Origin of the sequence: Clostridium sp. HCP1S3_C6, assembly GCF_052066735.1 — a bacterium.
Classification (GTDB): Bacteria; Bacillota; Clostridia; order Clostridiales; family Clostridiaceae; genus Clostridium.
The window spans coordinates 88,175-106,984 of record NZ_JBQHRN010000006.1 but is presented as its reverse complement, the minus strand read 5'-3'; the positions used below and the strand labels follow the sequence as shown (position 1 = coordinate 106,984).

12 protein-coding genes are annotated in these 18,810 nt (G+C 27.7%); 11 read left to right on the top strand and 1 reads right to left on the bottom strand.

Annotated elements, in window-relative coordinates; genetic code table 11:
- The 7 genes from ACTNAO_RS03735 to ACTNAO_RS03705 all read left to right on the top strand — a co-directional run.
- Positions 1-429: IS3 family transposase (locus tag ACTNAO_RS03735; protein ID WP_441048048.1), on the top strand; the 429-nt coding region annotated here is incomplete at its 5' end.
- Positions 430-583: 154 nt separating this feature from the next.
- The gene (locus ACTNAO_RS03730; protein WP_441026304.1) at positions 584-1,744 is read left to right on the top strand and encodes a hypothetical protein; all 1,161 of its coding nucleotides are present in this window, start codon (positions 584-586) and stop codon (positions 1,742-1,744) included.
- A 314-nt stretch (positions 1,745-2,058) separates the two neighbouring features.
- Positions 2,059-3,402, top strand: coding sequence for a hypothetical protein (locus ACTNAO_RS03725; RefSeq protein ID WP_441026302.1), 1,344 nt, complete (start codon positions 2,059-2,061; stop codon positions 3,400-3,402).
- Between the two features lie 561 nt (positions 3,403-3,963).
- The gene (locus ACTNAO_RS03720) at positions 3,964-4,698 is read left to right on the top strand and encodes a tyrosine-type recombinase/integrase (protein ID WP_441026301.1); all 735 of its coding nucleotides are present in this window, start codon (positions 3,964-3,966) and stop codon (positions 4,696-4,698) included.
- Positions 4,699-5,680: 982 nt separating this feature from the next.
- The gene (locus ACTNAO_RS03715; protein ID WP_441026299.1) at positions 5,681-6,499 is read left to right on the top strand and encodes a lysostaphin resistance A-like protein; all 819 of its coding nucleotides are present in this window, start codon (positions 5,681-5,683) and stop codon (positions 6,497-6,499) included.
- A 784-nt stretch (positions 6,500-7,283) separates the two neighbouring features.
- Complete coding sequence (locus ACTNAO_RS03710) at positions 7,284-9,695, top strand: leucine-rich repeat protein (protein ID WP_441026297.1); 2,412 nt, start codon at positions 7,284-7,286, stop codon at positions 9,693-9,695.
- Between the two features lie 174 nt (positions 9,696-9,869).
- The gene (locus ACTNAO_RS03705; RefSeq protein WP_441026295.1) at positions 9,870-10,757 is read left to right on the top strand and encodes a hypothetical protein; all 888 of its coding nucleotides are present in this window, start codon (positions 9,870-9,872) and stop codon (positions 10,755-10,757) included.
- Positions 10,758-10,976: 219 nt separating this feature from the next.
- Here the strand turns inward: ACTNAO_RS03705 and tnpA are convergent, their stop codons facing one another.
- Positions 10,977-11,450 (bottom strand): IS200/IS605 family transposase, encoded by a 474-nt coding sequence (tnpA, locus tag ACTNAO_RS03700; protein ID WP_441026294.1) that lies wholly within the window; start codon positions 11,448-11,450, stop codon positions 10,977-10,979.
- Between the two features lie 610 nt (positions 11,451-12,060).
- Here tnpA and ACTNAO_RS03695 point away from each other — a divergent pair.
- From ACTNAO_RS03695 to ACTNAO_RS03680, 4 genes are read left to right on the top strand one after another with little or no spacing between them, the layout of a single operon-like run.
- Positions 12,061-12,636 carry a restriction endonuclease subunit S gene (locus ACTNAO_RS03695; protein ID WP_441026292.1) on the top strand — a complete coding sequence of 192 codons (576 nt, stop codon included), beginning with the start codon at positions 12,061-12,063 and terminating at the stop codon, positions 12,634-12,636.
- A 1-nt stretch (position 12,637) separates the two neighbouring features.
- The gene (locus ACTNAO_RS03690; protein ID WP_441026291.1) at positions 12,638-15,847 is read left to right on the top strand and encodes a type I restriction endonuclease subunit R; all 3,210 of its coding nucleotides are present in this window, start codon (positions 12,638-12,640) and stop codon (positions 15,845-15,847) included.
- A gap of 25 nt (positions 15,848-15,872) precedes the next feature.
- Positions 15,873-17,057, top strand: coding sequence for a restriction endonuclease subunit S (locus ACTNAO_RS03685; protein WP_441026290.1), 1,185 nt, complete (start codon positions 15,873-15,875; stop codon positions 17,055-17,057).
- A 16-nt stretch (positions 17,058-17,073) separates the two neighbouring features.
- Positions 17,074-18,660, top strand: coding sequence for a type I restriction-modification system subunit M (locus ACTNAO_RS03680; RefSeq protein ID WP_441026288.1), 1,587 nt, complete (start codon positions 17,074-17,076; stop codon positions 18,658-18,660).
- Positions 18,661-18,810: the final 150 nt, after the last annotated feature.

Here is an 18,810-nt window from a genome sequence, read left to right as displayed (position 1 = left end):
TCTGTTTTTGATTGTTGCAGTGCTAAAATTGTTGGTTGGCATATGTCTAAAACTATTGATGCTGATTTGGCTCTTCAGGCCGTAAAGAATGCTGTAAGCAATCAAGATCCAAATACTAAAGGACTTATAATTCATAGTGATTTAGGGTCACAATATACAAGCAATAAATTTGAGAAATATCTGGAGAAATTGTCTATAAAACATTCATATAGTAAAAAAGGCTATCCTTATGATAATGCACCAATGGAATCTTTTCATTCTTGCTTTAAAAAGGAAGATGAAAAAATGAATAAATATATTGATTTTAAAGATGCAAAGATATCAATATTTGAGTATATTGAAAGTTGGTATAACAGAAAAAGAATTCATAGCAGAATTGGTTATATGACTCCACAAGCTTATGAAGATCTTATTACACAATCTGCTTAAAAAACTAAAAAAATGTGTCTACTATATTGACATAGGTCCATTCTTATAAATGAATATTGCAAGCCTAAACACGTAAAGTCATGGTTAGAAGCTCAAAGAATAAATAAAATCTCTAAAGAAATGGTAGAAAATAAGGAAAGGAGCTATTTACATTATGGATACCAAAGAATTACTTGAAATGTTAAAGAATTTAAATAATAATTTTGATAATACTGCTAATCATTATGAAGAAATAAATGAATATAAATTTAACAATATAATTGAACACGGAAAATATGAAAAAATTAATAATAACAAAAATAAATTAAATAAATTAAATGAATTATTTAACTATTTATCAAAAGATGCAATAAAAGATTCTGAATTAAATGAAATAAATGAATTTTTTAGACATTATTCAGTACGAAAGAATTATGATTTTGATTTGATTTCAAAATTGTTTAGTTATGTTAGTGATATTATTGATGATTTGCTATGGGTAGATCAAGAAATAGAACCTTATCTTAAGGACCTAACTTGCTATTCAAATCTTGAATTAAAAAATAGATATACCAATGATATGTATTATAAAATAACTGTTAATTATGTTTATTCTGCTGTTTATGTCAAACTAGAAAGTTATGGAACTTATAATTGTTCTGTAAGAAATGGAACTATTAATATGAATAATTATTATTCTAATAACTTGGTTATGTATGGTTTTTATCCATTTATATTGACTAATCTGTTTGATTCAATATTTGATAGCTTTGCAAAACTCCACTGTATTTTTATAAGATACATTGAATATACTAAAAAAAGATTATTTAATAACTTAGATGATTGTTATAAATTTTTCTTGCAAGACAATGGATATTTAAATTTTTTAGCAGCTGCTCAATATATTAAAGAAACTTTAGATACAAGTAATAACTATTCATTTAAAAAAGCACTTGATTATGAAGAGATAGGTTATATGCTAGCAAAGATAGCTAATTTGGATATATTAAAAAACATCCCAATCTTTGGTTCTAGTTGGAATATAAAAAAAACAGTAGAAAGAGAATTTATTATGTGTGTTCAGGATGCATTAAAAACAAAATTATTTAATAAACTCAATAATTTAGATACTATAAGTAATGTTGCTAAAAAAACAAATAAAGTAGAAGGAACTATAAAGCATGCATGTCAAAAGCAACGACTTATAAATGTAAAAAAGATAGGCAATACTTGGCTGGTTGATCCTGATGAAGTTAGCAAAAAAATATATAATCATTATTCTACAGATAAAAAGCTTGAACGTTTAATGTTAAGTTGTAAAAAAACAAAAATATAGAAAAATTAAGTAATTAGCGTTTCTAAAAGATTATATTTTTTAATAATCAAACGTCCGTAAGAGGCCCTTTAAAAATTAATTGTCCTTTTACGGACTGAAGATTTTTTCGCTTTCACAAAAATCAAATGCAGTTATATCAATGGTTTCAAGGCAATTATATTAATAATATGTCCGATAAAGGCCAAAATCATTAAAAATTAAAATAATTAATATTCTATTTCATTTCTGTTAATATGTTGGTAATTCTATTGAATAATTTCCATAAAATGATATTCTAAAATTATAACTGTGAGATAAAAAGGGATGAGATTATTATGAGTAAAAATGTAAATAAATTAGTTGCTATTATGACTGTCGGAGCTGTATTAACAGCACCAATGATTGCTAGTGCTAAAACTGTTGCTAGAACAGAAGAAACTACAGTTGCTACTTCAACTCCTAGTGAAGAAAAAGGAATAATGACTTGCTATTTTGTAAATGATGTGGTATTATGCAAGAGTGTTGTTGATAATACAGTAAATCCTACTAAATTCTGGAACAATAAAACTGGAGAAGTATTTGAATCATATAGAGGTAAATCTATAAATGATTTAGTTCCTGAAGGATACAAATTTGTAAGATGGGAAGATACAACCCCAGATGCTCCAGAAGGTAAAGTACATCAAGTTAAAGCAATCCTAGAAAAAGACCAAGACTTTATAGACAAAATGGAAACTTCAATAGACTTCAGTTTAGATGATAGTGTTGATGAATCATATAGACCTGTTTGTGTAAAATACAATGATGCAGTTTCTAAACCAGTATCAATTAAAGTTTTAGTTACTTCAGATAATGGAATTTTTAAAGATGAATACACATTAACTTCTGATGAAAAGTATCGTAATGCATTTGATTCTGATTATAGCTTCAGGGAAGATTTAACTGGAGATGTTTGTGCTTTTTGCATTAGTGCAAAAGTACTACCAGGTAACTATACAGTAAAAGTTGAAGTAACAAATGATTTAGGAAAAGTAACAACTGCTGAAAAAACTTATGCTGCTGAAGAATTAACTAGTGAGGTAGATCCTAATTCTGTTTATCTTGCTGATGCTTCTAAAGAATATTACTTTGGTGATAAAGTTTACCTAACTAATGTTACTAAAGAAAATAGCTGGTTTATTGATAATTTACAACATGATGAAAATGGTTATTATCTAGTTGCAGATGCTAACTTTATTTCTAATTATGCTAATATCGCAACTATGAATTTAGTATTACACCCAGATATGTTTGACCCAGCAACTCAAGTTTGGACTCTTGAAGGAAACTTTGGAGCAGTTTGTACTAGAGACTTAAAAGTTCATAACATTTCTAGAGATGGTAAATCAGTAGCTTTCGGTGAATTACCTAAACAAGAAGAACCAGAAGTTCCAGTTGAACCAGCAACTAAAACTCCAGAAGAAGAAACTCCAGTTGAACCAGCAACAGAAACTCCAGCTGAAGAACAAGCAACTAAAACTCCAGAAGAAGTTAAACCAGTTGAACCTGCAACTAAAACTCCAGAAGAAGTTAAACCAGCTAAACCTTCTAATACTTCAGATGCATCTAATGTAGTAGTTGCTTTAGTAGGATTAACTCTAGCAGGAGCAGTTGTAGTTAAAACTAAAAAGAATGCTTAAAACATAGAGGATAGGAAACTAATCACAAGTGCTACGCACTAGTGTTTTAGATAAAGAGAAAGGATGATTAGGTATTGATAATATATCTAACCATCTTTTTTATTGAAAAGAATTCTTGATTTAGAAAAAAGATAAGTATATGGAGTAATTTGATTTTAAGCAATACAAATTTAGCCTATATTTTGTCAATTGGATTCTCACAAAAAAAATATTTTGAATTTATTTTAAAACTTACAAGTTATAGTTTTAACAAAAACTTAAAATATTTTTTTCTTTAAAATCGATGTTGTGTCTTTGACATATATATATTGATTAAAATTCCAATAATGAAAATAATACCTATGCAATTTTATATTATTTTTTTTCAATTAAAATCGTTCGTATTTTATTCAAAATGCGAACATAATTTATAAACCTATTGCAAATAGTGCATTTATAAGATATTATAAAATATATAATGCGAACACTTTTTTTAACTTTTCCGAACAAAATTAAATGTTGTTTTGTAATATTTATATCTTGTTAATAATCTTTATTAAATAATAGTAAGGAGTGACATATGTGAATGGTCAAAATTTTATGAATAATAATAACGATAATATAAAAAATTTATTTTCTGAATTTATGGATTTTTATAATAGTGTAAATAATCAGGGAAATGTAACAAAATCTGAAACTCCTAAAAAAAGCAAAAAAGTTAAAGGTATGGCAAAAAGACCTTTGGATGAAAATGAATATAATAAAATTATTGAAATGTTATGCACTGGATTCCAATACACTAAAAATGGGAAGAAGAAAACCTTCAGACCTAAAAAGAATGTCGCATTGGCATTAACCTTAGAAGCAACATGTGGATTTAGAATAAGTGATGTTGTTGCATTAAAAGTAAAAGATTTTATGTCAGATAAAATAGCAATTCATGAGAAGAAAACTAATAAACTTCAATATAGACAATTAAATAGTAATTTAAGAAATTTGATATTAAATTACACAATATCACATAACCTTGCTCCAAATGATTATTTAATTAATTGTACTGAAAGAAATATTCAGAAATGTTTAAAGATTGTAGTTGATGAACTAGGATTGATTAATATAGGCACCCATAGTTTCAGAAAATTCTTTTCTATGAAGGTATATAATGAAACAAAAGATTTATTATTATTACAAACTCTGCTAAATCATAGCAGTATAGCTGTAACCCAAAAATATCTTAGTATAGATCAGAAAAAGGTTGATGATATATCTTCATCAATTGACTTTACCAATACATTTACAAAGTTTGCTCAAAATTAATTGAAATGATATAATGAAAGTGGAATTTTAAAAAAGAAAATTTTTATAAAAAGAAGTATTTATCAATATTTTAAATATTGTAAGTACTTCTTTTTATTTTTCACTAACAATTTGATAAAATTAAATTTTAGTAAATAATCATAAATCTTATAAAAATCATTTAAAACTATGATATAATTATATGTGTTAAAGGATTTTATTTACAAAATCCAAAACCCTAAAAAGGCTCTAAATAGGGGGTAGGTTTTGAAAAAAGCTCTTAAGCCTTGATATTAGTAGGCTGAGCTACTTTTTTGACTTACAATTAAGTGCAAAATATTTAATAAAAAACATCAAAAAAAGCATCTTAAAGAATAGGTTTTGGAAATTGAAAAATCAACCCGCATGAATAGGGGCTTTGAGGGCGAAAAAAATGGTTGCTGTGGAAATGAGTATTGACCTGTTTAAGGGATTGTCACACTGCGTCATACCCATGTGTTAGAACATTATATCCTGTTGTGGAAATGAGTATTGACCTGTTTAAGGGATTGTCACAAAATTGATGTGCTAAAATTTTAATGTGTTATTTTTAGCACGTGGAAATGAGTATTGACCTGTTTAAGGGATTATAAATAATAATAAAGAAATATTTATTAAAAAATTAAGAATAGATATGTTTTTATTTTATAAAATCACTTACTTAGAAAAAAGCTTAGAGTAATCTAGGCCATTTTTATTATTCAAATTATAATTAGTGGTAATTTATGTTATACTAGAATTAATCTATTTTCAGGTGTTATCTATCACAGAAAAAGAAATAATTAATTCAACCCCTGAAGATATTTTATATGAATTTTATAATAGGAAAGGAGATGATATAAGGTGTATGATGAAATTTTAGAAATTATAGATAAGAAAGATAATCAATGTAAAAACATGCTAAATGAATTAGCTCAAGAAACTAAAAAAATAGAAATAAAATTAAGCGAGGATATTTAATTACATGAAGAAATCTACTATAACAAAATCTAATATTTATTTCTTGATTATTCTGATACTTGAAATAACTGTACCGTATATGGTTCTTTATATAAGCTCATTAGCAGGAATAAAAAACTATGCTGCTTTGTTAGCTATGTCTCATTTCTTTAGCTTTATAGTGCCAGCAATAATCTATTTTATTATTACAAAAGAAAATCTAAAAGACGTGTTAAAATTAAATAGAATATCAATAAAACAAATTCTATGTTTAATTCCAATCATATTAGGAAGTTTCTTAATAATGTCAGCTCTTTCTGGTTTATCATCAATGTTCTTTACTAATAATGTTCAAAATGCTTTTCAAAAACTTAATTCCACACCATTTATAGTACTATTTTTAGTATTTGCAGTAATGCCAGCTATTACTGAGGAAATAACAATGCGAGGAATAATTTTAAATGGATATAATAATATTTCAACATTTAAATCTTCTTTAATAGTGGGATTGTTCTTTGGAATATTTCATTTAAATATGCAACAATTTTTCTATACTGCAGTTATAGGATTTATATTTGCATATGTAGTAAGAATAACTAATAGCTTATTTTCTTCAATGATATTACATTGTGGAATTAATGGAATAACTGTAATTTTGCAAAAGCTTGTATATTCAAATAACACCAGTTTAAGCAGCACCACAACTTTTATTAATGGTCAAATAATAGTTCAATTAATTCTTATGTTAACCTTTGGAGCAATAATTACAATTTTATGTTTATTAATGCTGAAGCATTTGCAAGATATAAAAAAGGCTAAAAATAATTCTTTAAAATCATATTAAATAAGTATTGATTTCTTCAATACTTTCTTTTTAAAAAATATTGAAATTTATAGAATAAGCTTTATAATAATATATGTATTCGAGTCTTGAATACTATCTAAAATTCTAAAATTCATTTCAAATGATCTAAATTTATAATCTCAAAAAATATTAAAAATATTATTTAACCTAACCTATGTTCTTAATTTAACCACTTAATAACATGTAATTTCTTGATTATATCTTTATTTCTTTGTAACAGCAAAGTTCTAATATTATCTTACCTTAGAACATTTTGCCTGAATATATAATAAATCTTTATTGAAAAATCCTAAAATTATTTCAATGTAATAGAAATCAATAATGGTATAGTTGTTTTTATATAAATGATTTCATTATTTAAATTTGCAAATAATTTAGATAGTATAAAAGTATCTTGAATACAACATTTTATAAAAAAACAGATAAATTGTTCTACATAGAATAGCAAAAATGGAAAACACATATGAAAAATAAAAAGGTAGCTATATCAATTAAATTGCCAAAGAAAGACACACAAAATTACAAGCAATTTTCATCAAAGAAAAGTTTTATGTGTTGGAAGATTATTTATTTAAAAAATTAATGTAGCAATAGGCACTTCATTATATTTTAACAAAGTGTAAAAATAAATTGGCAAATATGAATATGGTAAATAATTAGTAAAACATAAGATAAAATTACAAAATAAAACAAATTTAGTATTATAATTTAATTGTGTAACATGCTTATTATTCAAGGAAATATTAAACAAAGGGTGAGGATAATGGGAAAAAAATTAAAAATACTTGTTTTAACTGCAACATTAACGTGTTTTGCTAGTAGCTTCGTAAGTGCTGAAACAATAGCTACAGATACTTTAATTCAAAGTGATACTAATGATAAAGTAGAGCAAGCTTCTTATTCAGATGAGTTGACTACTGAGGACGGGTTTAGATATAAAGTAAATAGTGATGAAACTATTACAATTACCGGATATCAAGGAAGTGAAACAGAAATCTCAATTCCAAATAAAATAGATGGCAAAAGTATTACATCAATAGGATTGCATGCTTTTTCTAATTGTAATAATTTAAAAGAAATAAATATTCCTAAAGGAGTAACATCAATAGGAGGATTTGCTTTTAATGGCTGTAGCAGTTTAAGTAAAATAAACATTCCTGAAGGAGTAATATCAATAGGTGGCTGGGCTTTTAATGGCTGTAGCAGTTTAAGTAAAATAAACATTCCTGAAGGAGTAATATCAATAGGTGGCTGGGCTTTTAATGGCTGTAGCAGTTTAAGTGAAATAAATATTCCAGAAAGTGTAACATTGATAGAATATGCTGTTTTCAGTGAATGTAGTAATTTATCAGAAATAACTGTAGATAAAAGAAATAGTAACTATTCATCAGAAGATGGTGTCTTATATAATAGAGAAAAAAGCAAATTGATAAGTTGCCCAGGAAGAAAAAAAGAAATGGCAATTCCAAAAGAAGTAACAGAAATAGAGGGATATGCTTTTTCTGGTTGTAATAATTTAAAAGAAATAAATATTCCTGAAGGAATAACATCAATAGGATTTGGAGCTTTTTCAAAATGTACCAACTTAATTGTGATAAACACAAATGAAAAAAACAAAAACTACTTATCAGAAAATGGTGTTCTATATAATAAAGAAAAAAAAGAATTGATAAGTTGTCCAGGAGGTAAAAAGGAAGTTATAATTCCAAAAGGAGTAACATCAATAAATTCTGTTGCTTTTTTAGGATGTAGTAATTTAAAAGAAATAAATATTCCAGAAGGAGTAACATCAATAGGATTGCATGCTTTTTCTAATTGTAATAATTTAAAAGAAATAAATATTCCAGAAGGAGTAACATTTATAGGAGATTATGCCTTTTCTAATTGTAGTAGTTTAAACAAAATAAATATTCCTAAAGGAATAGAAGAAATAGGAAGCTTTGCTTTTTCTGATTGTAGTAGTTTAAGTACAGTAACTATTCCCGAAGGTATAAAAGTAATAAACAATGGAATCTTCTTTAACTGTAGTGCTTTGAGAGAAATAGGTATTCCTGAAGGAGTAACATCAATAAAATGTTTGGCTTTTTGTCAATGCAGTAATTTAAAAGAAATAAATATTCCAGAAAGCTTAACAAAAATAGAAAGTGATGCTTTTAATGGCTGTATCAGTTTAAAAGAAGTAAAAATCCCAGAAGGAGCAACAACTATAGAAGATGCTGCTTTTAATGGATGTAGTAGTTTAAGTAAGGTAAAAATTCCAGAAGGAGTAAGGTCAATAGGAGAATACGTTTTTGTTGGAAGTGATAATTTAACAATTTATGGAGAAGAAAATTCATATGCACAAGAATATGCCAATAAAAATAACATTCCTTTCAAATTATCCTCAGAATATGATAAAGATGATACTAATACTAAGCCAGATGGCACAGTAACACCACCAAAAGATGATCAAGGTGATAGCAAACCAGAAACTCCTATAACTAAAAAATATACAGTTAAATTCTTAAATGAAGATGGAACTCAAATAGGTGATGTTCAAGAAATAGAAGAAGGTAAATCAGCAGTTGCTCCGGCAAATCCAACTAAAGAAGGATATACATTTAAAGGTTGGGATAAAGATTTTAGTAATATAACTTCTGATATGGAAGTAAAAGCAATATTTGAAAAGAATGCAGAACCGGGTAAAACTGATAAACCAGAAGAACCAGGCGGTATAGTAACACCACCAAAAGATGATCAAGGTGATAGCAAACCAGAAACTCCTATAACTAAAAAATATACAGTTAAATTCTTAAACGAAGATGGAATTCAAATAGGTGATGTTCAAGAAATAGAAGAAGGTAAATCAGCAGTTGCTCCAGCAAATCCAACTAAAGAAGGATATACATTTAAAGGTTGGGATAAAGATTTTAGCAACGTAACTTCTAATATGGAAGTAAAAGCAATATTTGAAAAGAATGCAGAACCGGGCAAAACTGATAAACCAGAAGAACCAAATGGCACAGCAACACCACCAAAAGATAATCAAGGTAGCAATGAACCAACAAATCCTAATCCACCTAAAGGTGATGATGGGACAAATAAAGATACCTCAGATGTTTCAAGTATGGCTGGAATATTTACAATGTTCGCTGGATTAATTGGAACAATTGGCTTTAAGAGAAAAAGAAAATAAATAGATGAAGTTTAAAATGGCCACTGCTTTATGAAAAGTAAAGTAGTGGTTATTTTTTTGCTTAAATTCAGGAACTTTATTTATTATTTTTACAATATACTGTACAATAAAATAAAGTAGTGTATTACAATACAAAGTAAACATATGTAATACGTGGTGTTGTAATGTATTAAAATGAATAAAAATAATAGAGAAAGAGGTGAATTGGCAGAAGTTACGGATGAATGGTACCATCTGCCACTGTATATGAATGAAAATAAGAAAATAATAGCTTCTATGAGATTATCAGAAGAAGATGTAGAAAAATTTAAGAAGTTTGCAGAAGAAAATGGATTTACTCAGCAACAAGCATTTAATAGTCTTATGGCAATAGCAGAATTAGAAAAAGCAAAGAATGTATTAAGTGACAGGGGTAAAGAAATAGATACATTCAGAGAACTAGCTACAAAACTAGTAAATATGTTTGCTAATTCACTAGAAATGAATGTAACAGCAGAAGATACAATAAGGGAAGAATTAAGCAAGGAACTTAAGAGTAAAGATGAAAGTATAATTGTAATGTCTGAACAGATAGAAAAATATAAGGAAGATCATGCTCAAATATCACAGAAAAATAAAGAAATGTCAGATAGAATTAATGAACTTAACAATGAGATAAAAAAACTTCTTAATGATATTAATAATAATGAAAAGCAGATAAATACATTAAATAGCAATAATGAAATGTTACAAGAGCAGTTACAAGAATTTAAACAGTATAAGGAAAGCTATAAGAACCAGCAGACACAAATAAGAGAGCTTACTTCAAAAGTAAATGCTCTTGAAAGTGAAAAGTTATCAATGAAGAATTCAATTGAACTTCTTGATAATATGGCAAAGGCCAATAAAGAACAAATAGAGTTTTATAGAAGTGAACTACAAGCAAAGAAAGGGGAAGTTGCTGAAATAAGAAAGGAAATGGCTGATAATATAAAAGCTATGGAAGAGCAGTACAAAAGCAGGTTAGAAATGGAAATCAATAAGAAGGATTTAGAAATAGCAAAGTTAAAAATAAAAAAATAGATTATATTAAATTTGCCTCAAGCATATGCATTAGATAATATAATTTGATATAATAAATGTATTCTAACAATTCACTATAAAATAAAAGAAAACAAATCATGACTACCCGTTAAACGGGTAGTTTGCTCTGCGCCTATAAGGCTCTGTTACTTGCTGTGCTATTCGCACATTGAACGGTCTGCCGACCGCAGTCCTGTTACCGGCTGCGCCTAAAGGCGCTTATTTTCTGCTTTTATTTACTGGCTCACCCGTAAACGGGTCGATATATTCTTTTAAACTCATTTGTTCATAAGCTATATCTTCTTGTATTTGATTTTTTATATACTCTTCTATAACTTTTTTGTTTCTTCCTACTGTATCAACATAATATCCCTTACACCAAAAATGCCTATTGCCATATTTATATTTCAAATTTGCATGTCTATCAAAAATCATCAACGAACTCTTACCCTTTAAGTATCCCATAAATTGAGCTACACTTAATTTAGGTGGAATACTTACAAGCATATGTATATGATCTGGGCAAGCATTTGCTTCTATAATTTCTACTCCTTTTCTTTCACATAATAATCTAAGTATTCTTCCAATATCAGCTTTTATTTGTCCGTAAATTACTTGTCTCCTATACTTCGGAGCAAACACTATATGATATTTACAATTCCATTTACTATGTGCTAAACTATCAATGTCCATTATTGGACACACCTCCTTGTAATTTATAGTATTGGTCGGCAAACCTACTATTATTTTACATTGGAGGTTTTTTTATTTCTACTTATAGCTAAAAGCTTTTTAGAACCACAGGTCGAACCTGTGGTATTCATTAAATACAACAAATATAACAGAGCAGAGCATTAGCAATAAGCTTTGCTCTGTTATTATATATATAAGCAAATAATGATGATAAAAAATTAATATCTCTTTAAAAGAACATTTACAAAGATTAAAAATATTTAATATCAATTTGTTGAAAAATATGTAATAATTAACTTATAGAATAAATAATAGAAGTTTTAAATACATCAAGTATCAATCACCTTTTTTATTTTTATTATTATGACACTCTTCTATTATAAACAACTTCTGATGTATGAGTTGTCTTGGAGTTGTAAGAAAATGAGAAATCGTTTTCTGCAACTCTTTTTCATTGATTTTTCTTAAATCTAAATTAATTTACTTTTATACGTTTACAGTTTTTTAAAAATGTAATTTATCGAAATTACATTTTTAATATTGTGTTTTGATACATATAATAGTACTCTATTGTTATAGAAAAATAGTAATTTATGAAAGGCTCAAAAATATGGGAAGATTAAGCGAGTTTGTAAAATTTGAAAGTGGTTCACCACAATTTAGAATTAAACAATCTACAGATATAAAAGCTCCAGTTTATACTTATTACAGTCAAACAGATTTATTTGATGATTTATCAGGAATTATTTCAAATGATGACTTAATAAAAAAGCAAATAAAAACTAATGACAGCGTATGTATATTGGCTGAAAGTGACTTAGTATTTAGTTTGATTTCAGGTACTGCAGCTATTGTAAGAAAGACTCATGAAGGATATTTATATACACAAAATTATGTAAAAATGACATCTATTAAAAATATTGATTCTAAATTTTTAGTTTATCTTATTAATGAGAATAGATTTATAAAAAAACAATTATTATCAGGGCTTCAAGGTTCTCAAGTGTTTAAATATACCTTAAGTCAATTAAAAGAACTTAGATTACCTCAAATACCTTCAATAGACAAGCAAAAGATTATTGGAGAAGTATATTTCAAACAATTAAGGCTTAAAGCTCTTAAAAATAGAGTGGCAGAACTAGAAAGCAAATTAATATTGGACAAGCTTAAAAAGGGGATGATGTGAAATGAATGAGGAACAATTTGAAACTGAATTAATTCAGTATATTACAAGTGGTACAATAACCAAACCAGAGCATTTAAGAGGAATAGGTTATTTTGAGAACAGTCATAAGAATGTTGATTATGTTATAAAAACAAAGTTATGGAAATATGAGCCTGACATTAAAACAACTGAGCAGCTTTGGGATAATTTTAAGCATATTCTTGAAAGGCACAACCAAAGTACGCTTGACCATCCATTAAGCGTAGTTGAATTTAATCAGGTAAAGAAAATTATATCTGACATTAAAACACCTTATGAAGCAGGACAATTTTTATATGGACTTAATGGAGTATCACAGATAGAAATTGATTTAGATGATGGCAGACATGTATTTCTTACTGTTTTTGACCAAAAGCAAATAGGCGCAGGAGATACTATATATCAAGTAGTTAATCAAATTGAAAGACCAGCTAAAATTACAGGAAAGCAAAAACGCAGATTTGATACAACACTTCTTATTAATGGACTTCCTATTATACAAATTGAAGAAAAGAGAGATACTATTGATGTTAATGAAGCATTAAATCAAATGGAGCAATATATTGATGAAAATCAGTATACTGATATATTCTCAACTCTTCAAATATTAGTAGCTATAACACCTAATAATGTAAAATATATGGCAAATACTACAGCAGAAAAATTTAATAAGGATTTTGCATTTAACTGGCAGCGTAAAAGTGACAATAAAATTGTACGTAATTGGAAAGAATTTGCTGATTCAATGCTTAGTATTCCTATGGCTCATCAGATGGCTACCAATTATATGATTTTAGATGGTACTAAAAATAACCAAACATTAAAAGTTATGAGACCATATCAGGTATATGCAACACAAAATGTAATTGAAAAGTTAAAGAAAATAGATTTTGAATTAGGAATAAATAAAGTTGGATATATATGGCATACAACAGGTTCAGGAAAAACCATAACAAGCTTTAAAACAGCATGGCTTGCAAGTCGTATGCCTAATGTAGATAAGGTTGTTTTTGTAGTAGACAGAATAGCATTAACAAAACAGACAAATGAAAATTATAGAGCATATGATCCAGATTCTACAGAAGATATTGTTGGAAGTGTACAAGATACTAGCAATACCAACGATTTAAACAGAAAATTAAAAAGCAAAGATAATAATATTATTGTTACTTCTGTTCAGAAATTAGATACTTTAGTAAAACGTAAATCATTTAAAGCTCCAGATAAACGTATTGTATTTATTGTTGATGAAGCACATAGATCAACTGGTGGAGAAGGTTTTGCTAAAATTCAAAAAGCATTTAAAAAATCTGCATGGATTGGTTATACAGGAACACCAATGTTTGATGAAACAACAAAAGGATTAAGAACAGAGGATATTTTTGGACCTTTACTACATGCATACACTATTCGTGAGGCAATTGCAGATGACAATGTTTTAGGATTTAAAGTAGATTTTCAAACAACTATTGATGAAGATCAAATGAAAAAAGAATATTTGCCAGCTTTTTATAGTGAACGTTATCCAAAATGGACTGAAGCTCAAATCCAAAATAAAATTGACAATTTAACTCCTGAAGATATGGATGATGCTATTGAGCCAAGTTTTTATGATGAAAATAAAGACCATATAAAACTAGTAGTTGAAGATATATTTAAAAATTGGCGAAATCGTTCTGGTGATGGCAAGTACAATGCACTTTTTACAACACATGTAGGTGGTAATAGGGCTAGTACACCAATGGCAATGATGTACTTTGATGAATTTCAAAGGGTAAATGCTGAAAATAGAAAAGCAGGTAAATTAACTTTAAAAGTAGCTGTTACATTTAGTTTAAATACATCTAACAATGATACTATGCTTGAAACAAATAAAGGTTTATTTAGAGCTATTGAAAGCTATAATAAAGAATTTGGTACAAGCTTTGGCATGGATGATGTATCAGGATATACTCAAGATGTTACAAGTCGTTTAAACAGAAGTGCCAGAGATAAAAATTTCTTAGATATTGTTATTGTAGTAGATCAGCTTTTAACAGGTTTTGATGCTCCTAAACTTAATACCCTTTATGTAGATAGAACCTTAAAAGGTGCTGGACTTATTCAAGCATATTCAAGAACAAACCGTATTGATGATATGGATGCAAAACCTTGGGGACGTATTGTAAATTACAGATGGCCAGCACAAAATGAAAAGCTTATGAATGATGCTCTTGCAATTTATGCTAATAAGGATTCTGCTAATTTAAGTGATGATGAAAAACGTAAAACTAATGAAAAAGATGGAATTATAGCAAAACCATTTGAAGATGTATTTAAAGAAGTTAAAGATATTGTTGAAAAGTTAGATAATATAACTGAAGGCTTTATAAAAATACCACCTTCAGAAAAGCAAAGAGATCAAATGCTTAACCTATTACGTCAATATAACTCTGGTATGGCTAAATTAAAGCAGTATAATCCAGAGAATGTAGATGGAAATAACATAGGCTTTGATTATAATAATCCAGATGAATTAGTTGAGAAATTAGGAATGACCAGCGAGCAGGAAGTTATGCTTACTACAGTTTTAACAAATGAATTAAAAGAGCATATAGCAAAAGAAAAGAAAATTCCTGTATATGAAATTGATTTAAAAATGATACATGTTAAGGATATAAAGGTTGATTATGATTATTTAACAGAACTTGTGGAAGACTTAATAAATCAGATACATTATGGAAAGACAGAAGAAGCAGAAGTTACAAAGGAAAAAATCAAACAATTTGCTAATGGTTTAGATGATAGAAGTTATGCTACAAAGATTTTAAATGCTTCAGAAGCTATAGTAAATGGATATTTCCCACCAAAAGATGCAGATATAAAATATCCTGTAAAGTTGCATAATACGGAAGAAATTATTCAAGCAGCTAATAATATAAGTATTGATAGAATGCTTTTAGATTTTAGAGTTGACTGGGGAATTACAGATATTATAACAAGCTCACAAATGAGAGAAATGTTTAGCCATCATAAATATGGAATGCAAGATTTAGATGATAATGGTGAAATAAGAGATATAATTGCAAAAGCAAGTGCAAATTATAAATCATTAGCTCATAAAGAGGCTGTACAATCTTTATCAAAGATAAAATATCGTAATAGCTTAAGAGAGGCTATATACAAATTAGCTGATGAACATGTAGAAATTTAATTAGAAAAAGAAAGGAGACTTAGGTATGAACAAAAATAAAAAGAATGTACCTAATATTAGATTCCCGGGGTTTACTGAACCTTGGGAACAGCGTAAGTTAGGGGAATTAGGAAATACATATTCAGGATTATCAGGAAAAACCAAAGGAGATTTTGGACATGGAAAAGCACAATTTGTTACTTATATGAATGTTTTTTCAAATCCTATTGCCAAAAAAGAAATGGTAGAACCTATTGAAATTGATGAAACTCAACATAAAGTTTTATATGGTGATGTTTTATTTACTACTTCATCTGAAACACCTGAAGAAGTTGGAATGTCATCTGTATGGCTTGAAAATACATGTAATACATACCTTAACAGTTTTTGTTTTGGTTATAGACCAACTAGTAAAATTGATTCACATTTTATAGCTTATGTTTTACGTTCAGACTCAATAAGAAAGAAAATAATATTTTTAGCACAAGGAATTTCTCGATATAACATATCAAAGAATAAAATGATGGAGATACAAATTCCAATTCCGAAATTGTCTGAACAAGTTAAATTAGGAAAATATTTTACAAAATTTGATAACCTCATAACTCTTCATCAGCGTAAGCTAGACCATTTAAAAGAGCAAAAAAAAGGGTTATTACAAAAAATGTTTCCTAAAAAAGGAGAAAAAGTTCCAGAGATACGTTTTCCAGGATTTACTGAACCTTGGGAACAGCGTAAGCTTGGAGATGAAGCCATAGAAATTATTGCAGGTGGTGACATTGATAAGGGTAAAGCTTTAGATAATGGTAAATATCCTATATATGCAAATGCCTTAACTAATGATGGAATAGTTGGATTTTATAATGATTTTTATCGTGTAAAAGCACCAGCTGTAACAGTTACTGGACGTGGAGAAGTAGGTCATGCAAAAGCCAGAATGATTGATTTCACACCAGTTGTAAGACTTTTATCAGTTCGTTCAAATCATGATTCCTACTTTTTAGAAAATGCTATAAATAATCATAATGTGATTGTTGAATCTACAGGAGTACCACAATTAACTGTACCTCAATTAGCAAATTATAATATATGTTTTCCTAAAAAAATAGAAGAAGAAATTAAAATTGGAGCATTTTTTAATAAATTAGATAACCTTATCTCCCTTCAACAGCGAAAGATAGACCATTTAAAAGAGCAAAAAAAAGGCTTATTGCAACAAATGTTTGTATAGAAAGGAAGTAAAGAATATGAGTAATAGTGTAGAAACAATAACTAGTAAATTATGGGCTATGGCTAATGAATTAAGAGGAACTATGGATGCCTCAGAATATAAAAATTATATTTTATCATTTATGTTTTATAGATATCTTTCAGAACATCAAGAGCAGTACTTAGTAGATAATGATGTTATTGATGTTTTAGATGGAGAAAGTGTAAATGAAGCTTATTCAAGACAAGCTACAGATGAAGAATTAAATGATTATTTAGAAGATATTTCATCAAGTTTAGGATATGCAATAGCACCAAATGATACATGGGCATCTTTAATTGACAAAATTAATAATTCAGAAGTAATACCTAGTGATTATCAAGCAATATTTGATAATTTTAATAAAAATGCTGAATTAAATAAAGAAGCGTCAAAGGATTTCAGAGGTGTATTTAATGATATTAATTTAGGAGATTCACGTCTTGGAAATTCAACAAATGAAAGAGCAAAATCACTTAATAATATAGTTAAATTAATTAATGGTATTAAATTTAAAGGCGATGACGGCAAAGACATATTAGGTGAAATTTATGAATACTTAATTGGTCAGTTTGCAGCAAGTGCAGGTAAAAAGGGTGGAGAATTCTATACACCACACCAAATAAGTAAAATACTAGCCAAAATAGTTACAAGTGGTATTCAAAAGAAAGATGAATTCTTTTATGTATATGATCCAACAATGGGTTCAGGTTCACTTCTTCTTACTGTAGGACAAGAATTACCAGAAAATACACCAATAAAGTATTTTGGACAGGAATTAAATACAACAACATATAACTTGGCTAGAATGAACCTTATGATGCACAATATATCTTATAATAATATGATGTTAAGCAATGCTGATACATTAGAAACAGATTGGCCAGACGGACCAGATGAAAAGGGAATAGACCATCCACGTACTTTTGATGCTGTTACTGCAAATCCTCCATATTCTGCAAAATGGAACAATAATGAAACAAAATTAAAGGACCCTCGCTTTAGTGATTATGGTAAATTAGCACCAGCTTCAAAAGCAGATTATGCATTTATTTTACACAGTATATATCATTTAAATGAAAATGGAACTATGGCTATTGTACTTCCACATGGAGTATTATTCAGAGGAGCAGCTGAAGGTAAAATAAGACAAACACTTATAGAAAAGAATTATCTTGATACAGTTATAGGATTACCAGCTAATTTATTTTATGGGACAAGTATTCCTACAATAATTCTTGTATTAAAGAAAAATCGTACTACTAAAGATATATTATTTATTGATGCAAGCAAAGAATTTGAAAAAGGAAAAAATCAAAATAATTTAAAAGATGAACATATAGATAAAATTGTAAACACATTTAAAGAACGTAAAGATATAGATAAATATGCTCATGTAGCGTCAATTGAAGAAATAAGAGAGAATGATTTCAACTTAAATATTCCTCGTTATGTAGATACATTTGAGGAAGAAGAACCAGTTAATTTAGATGAAATAAATAAACAGCTAGAACAAGATAACAAAGAAATAGCAGAACTTGAAGCTGAGATTAACGAACAATTGAAGATATTAGGAGTAAAATAAGAGGTAAAAAATTAATTTTTCTTTAAAAAAACATTTACAAAGATTAAAAATATTTAATATCAATTTCTTGAAAAATATGCAATAATTAATTTACAAGATAAATAATAGAAGTTTTAAATACATCATGTATAATACAACCTTCTTTATTTT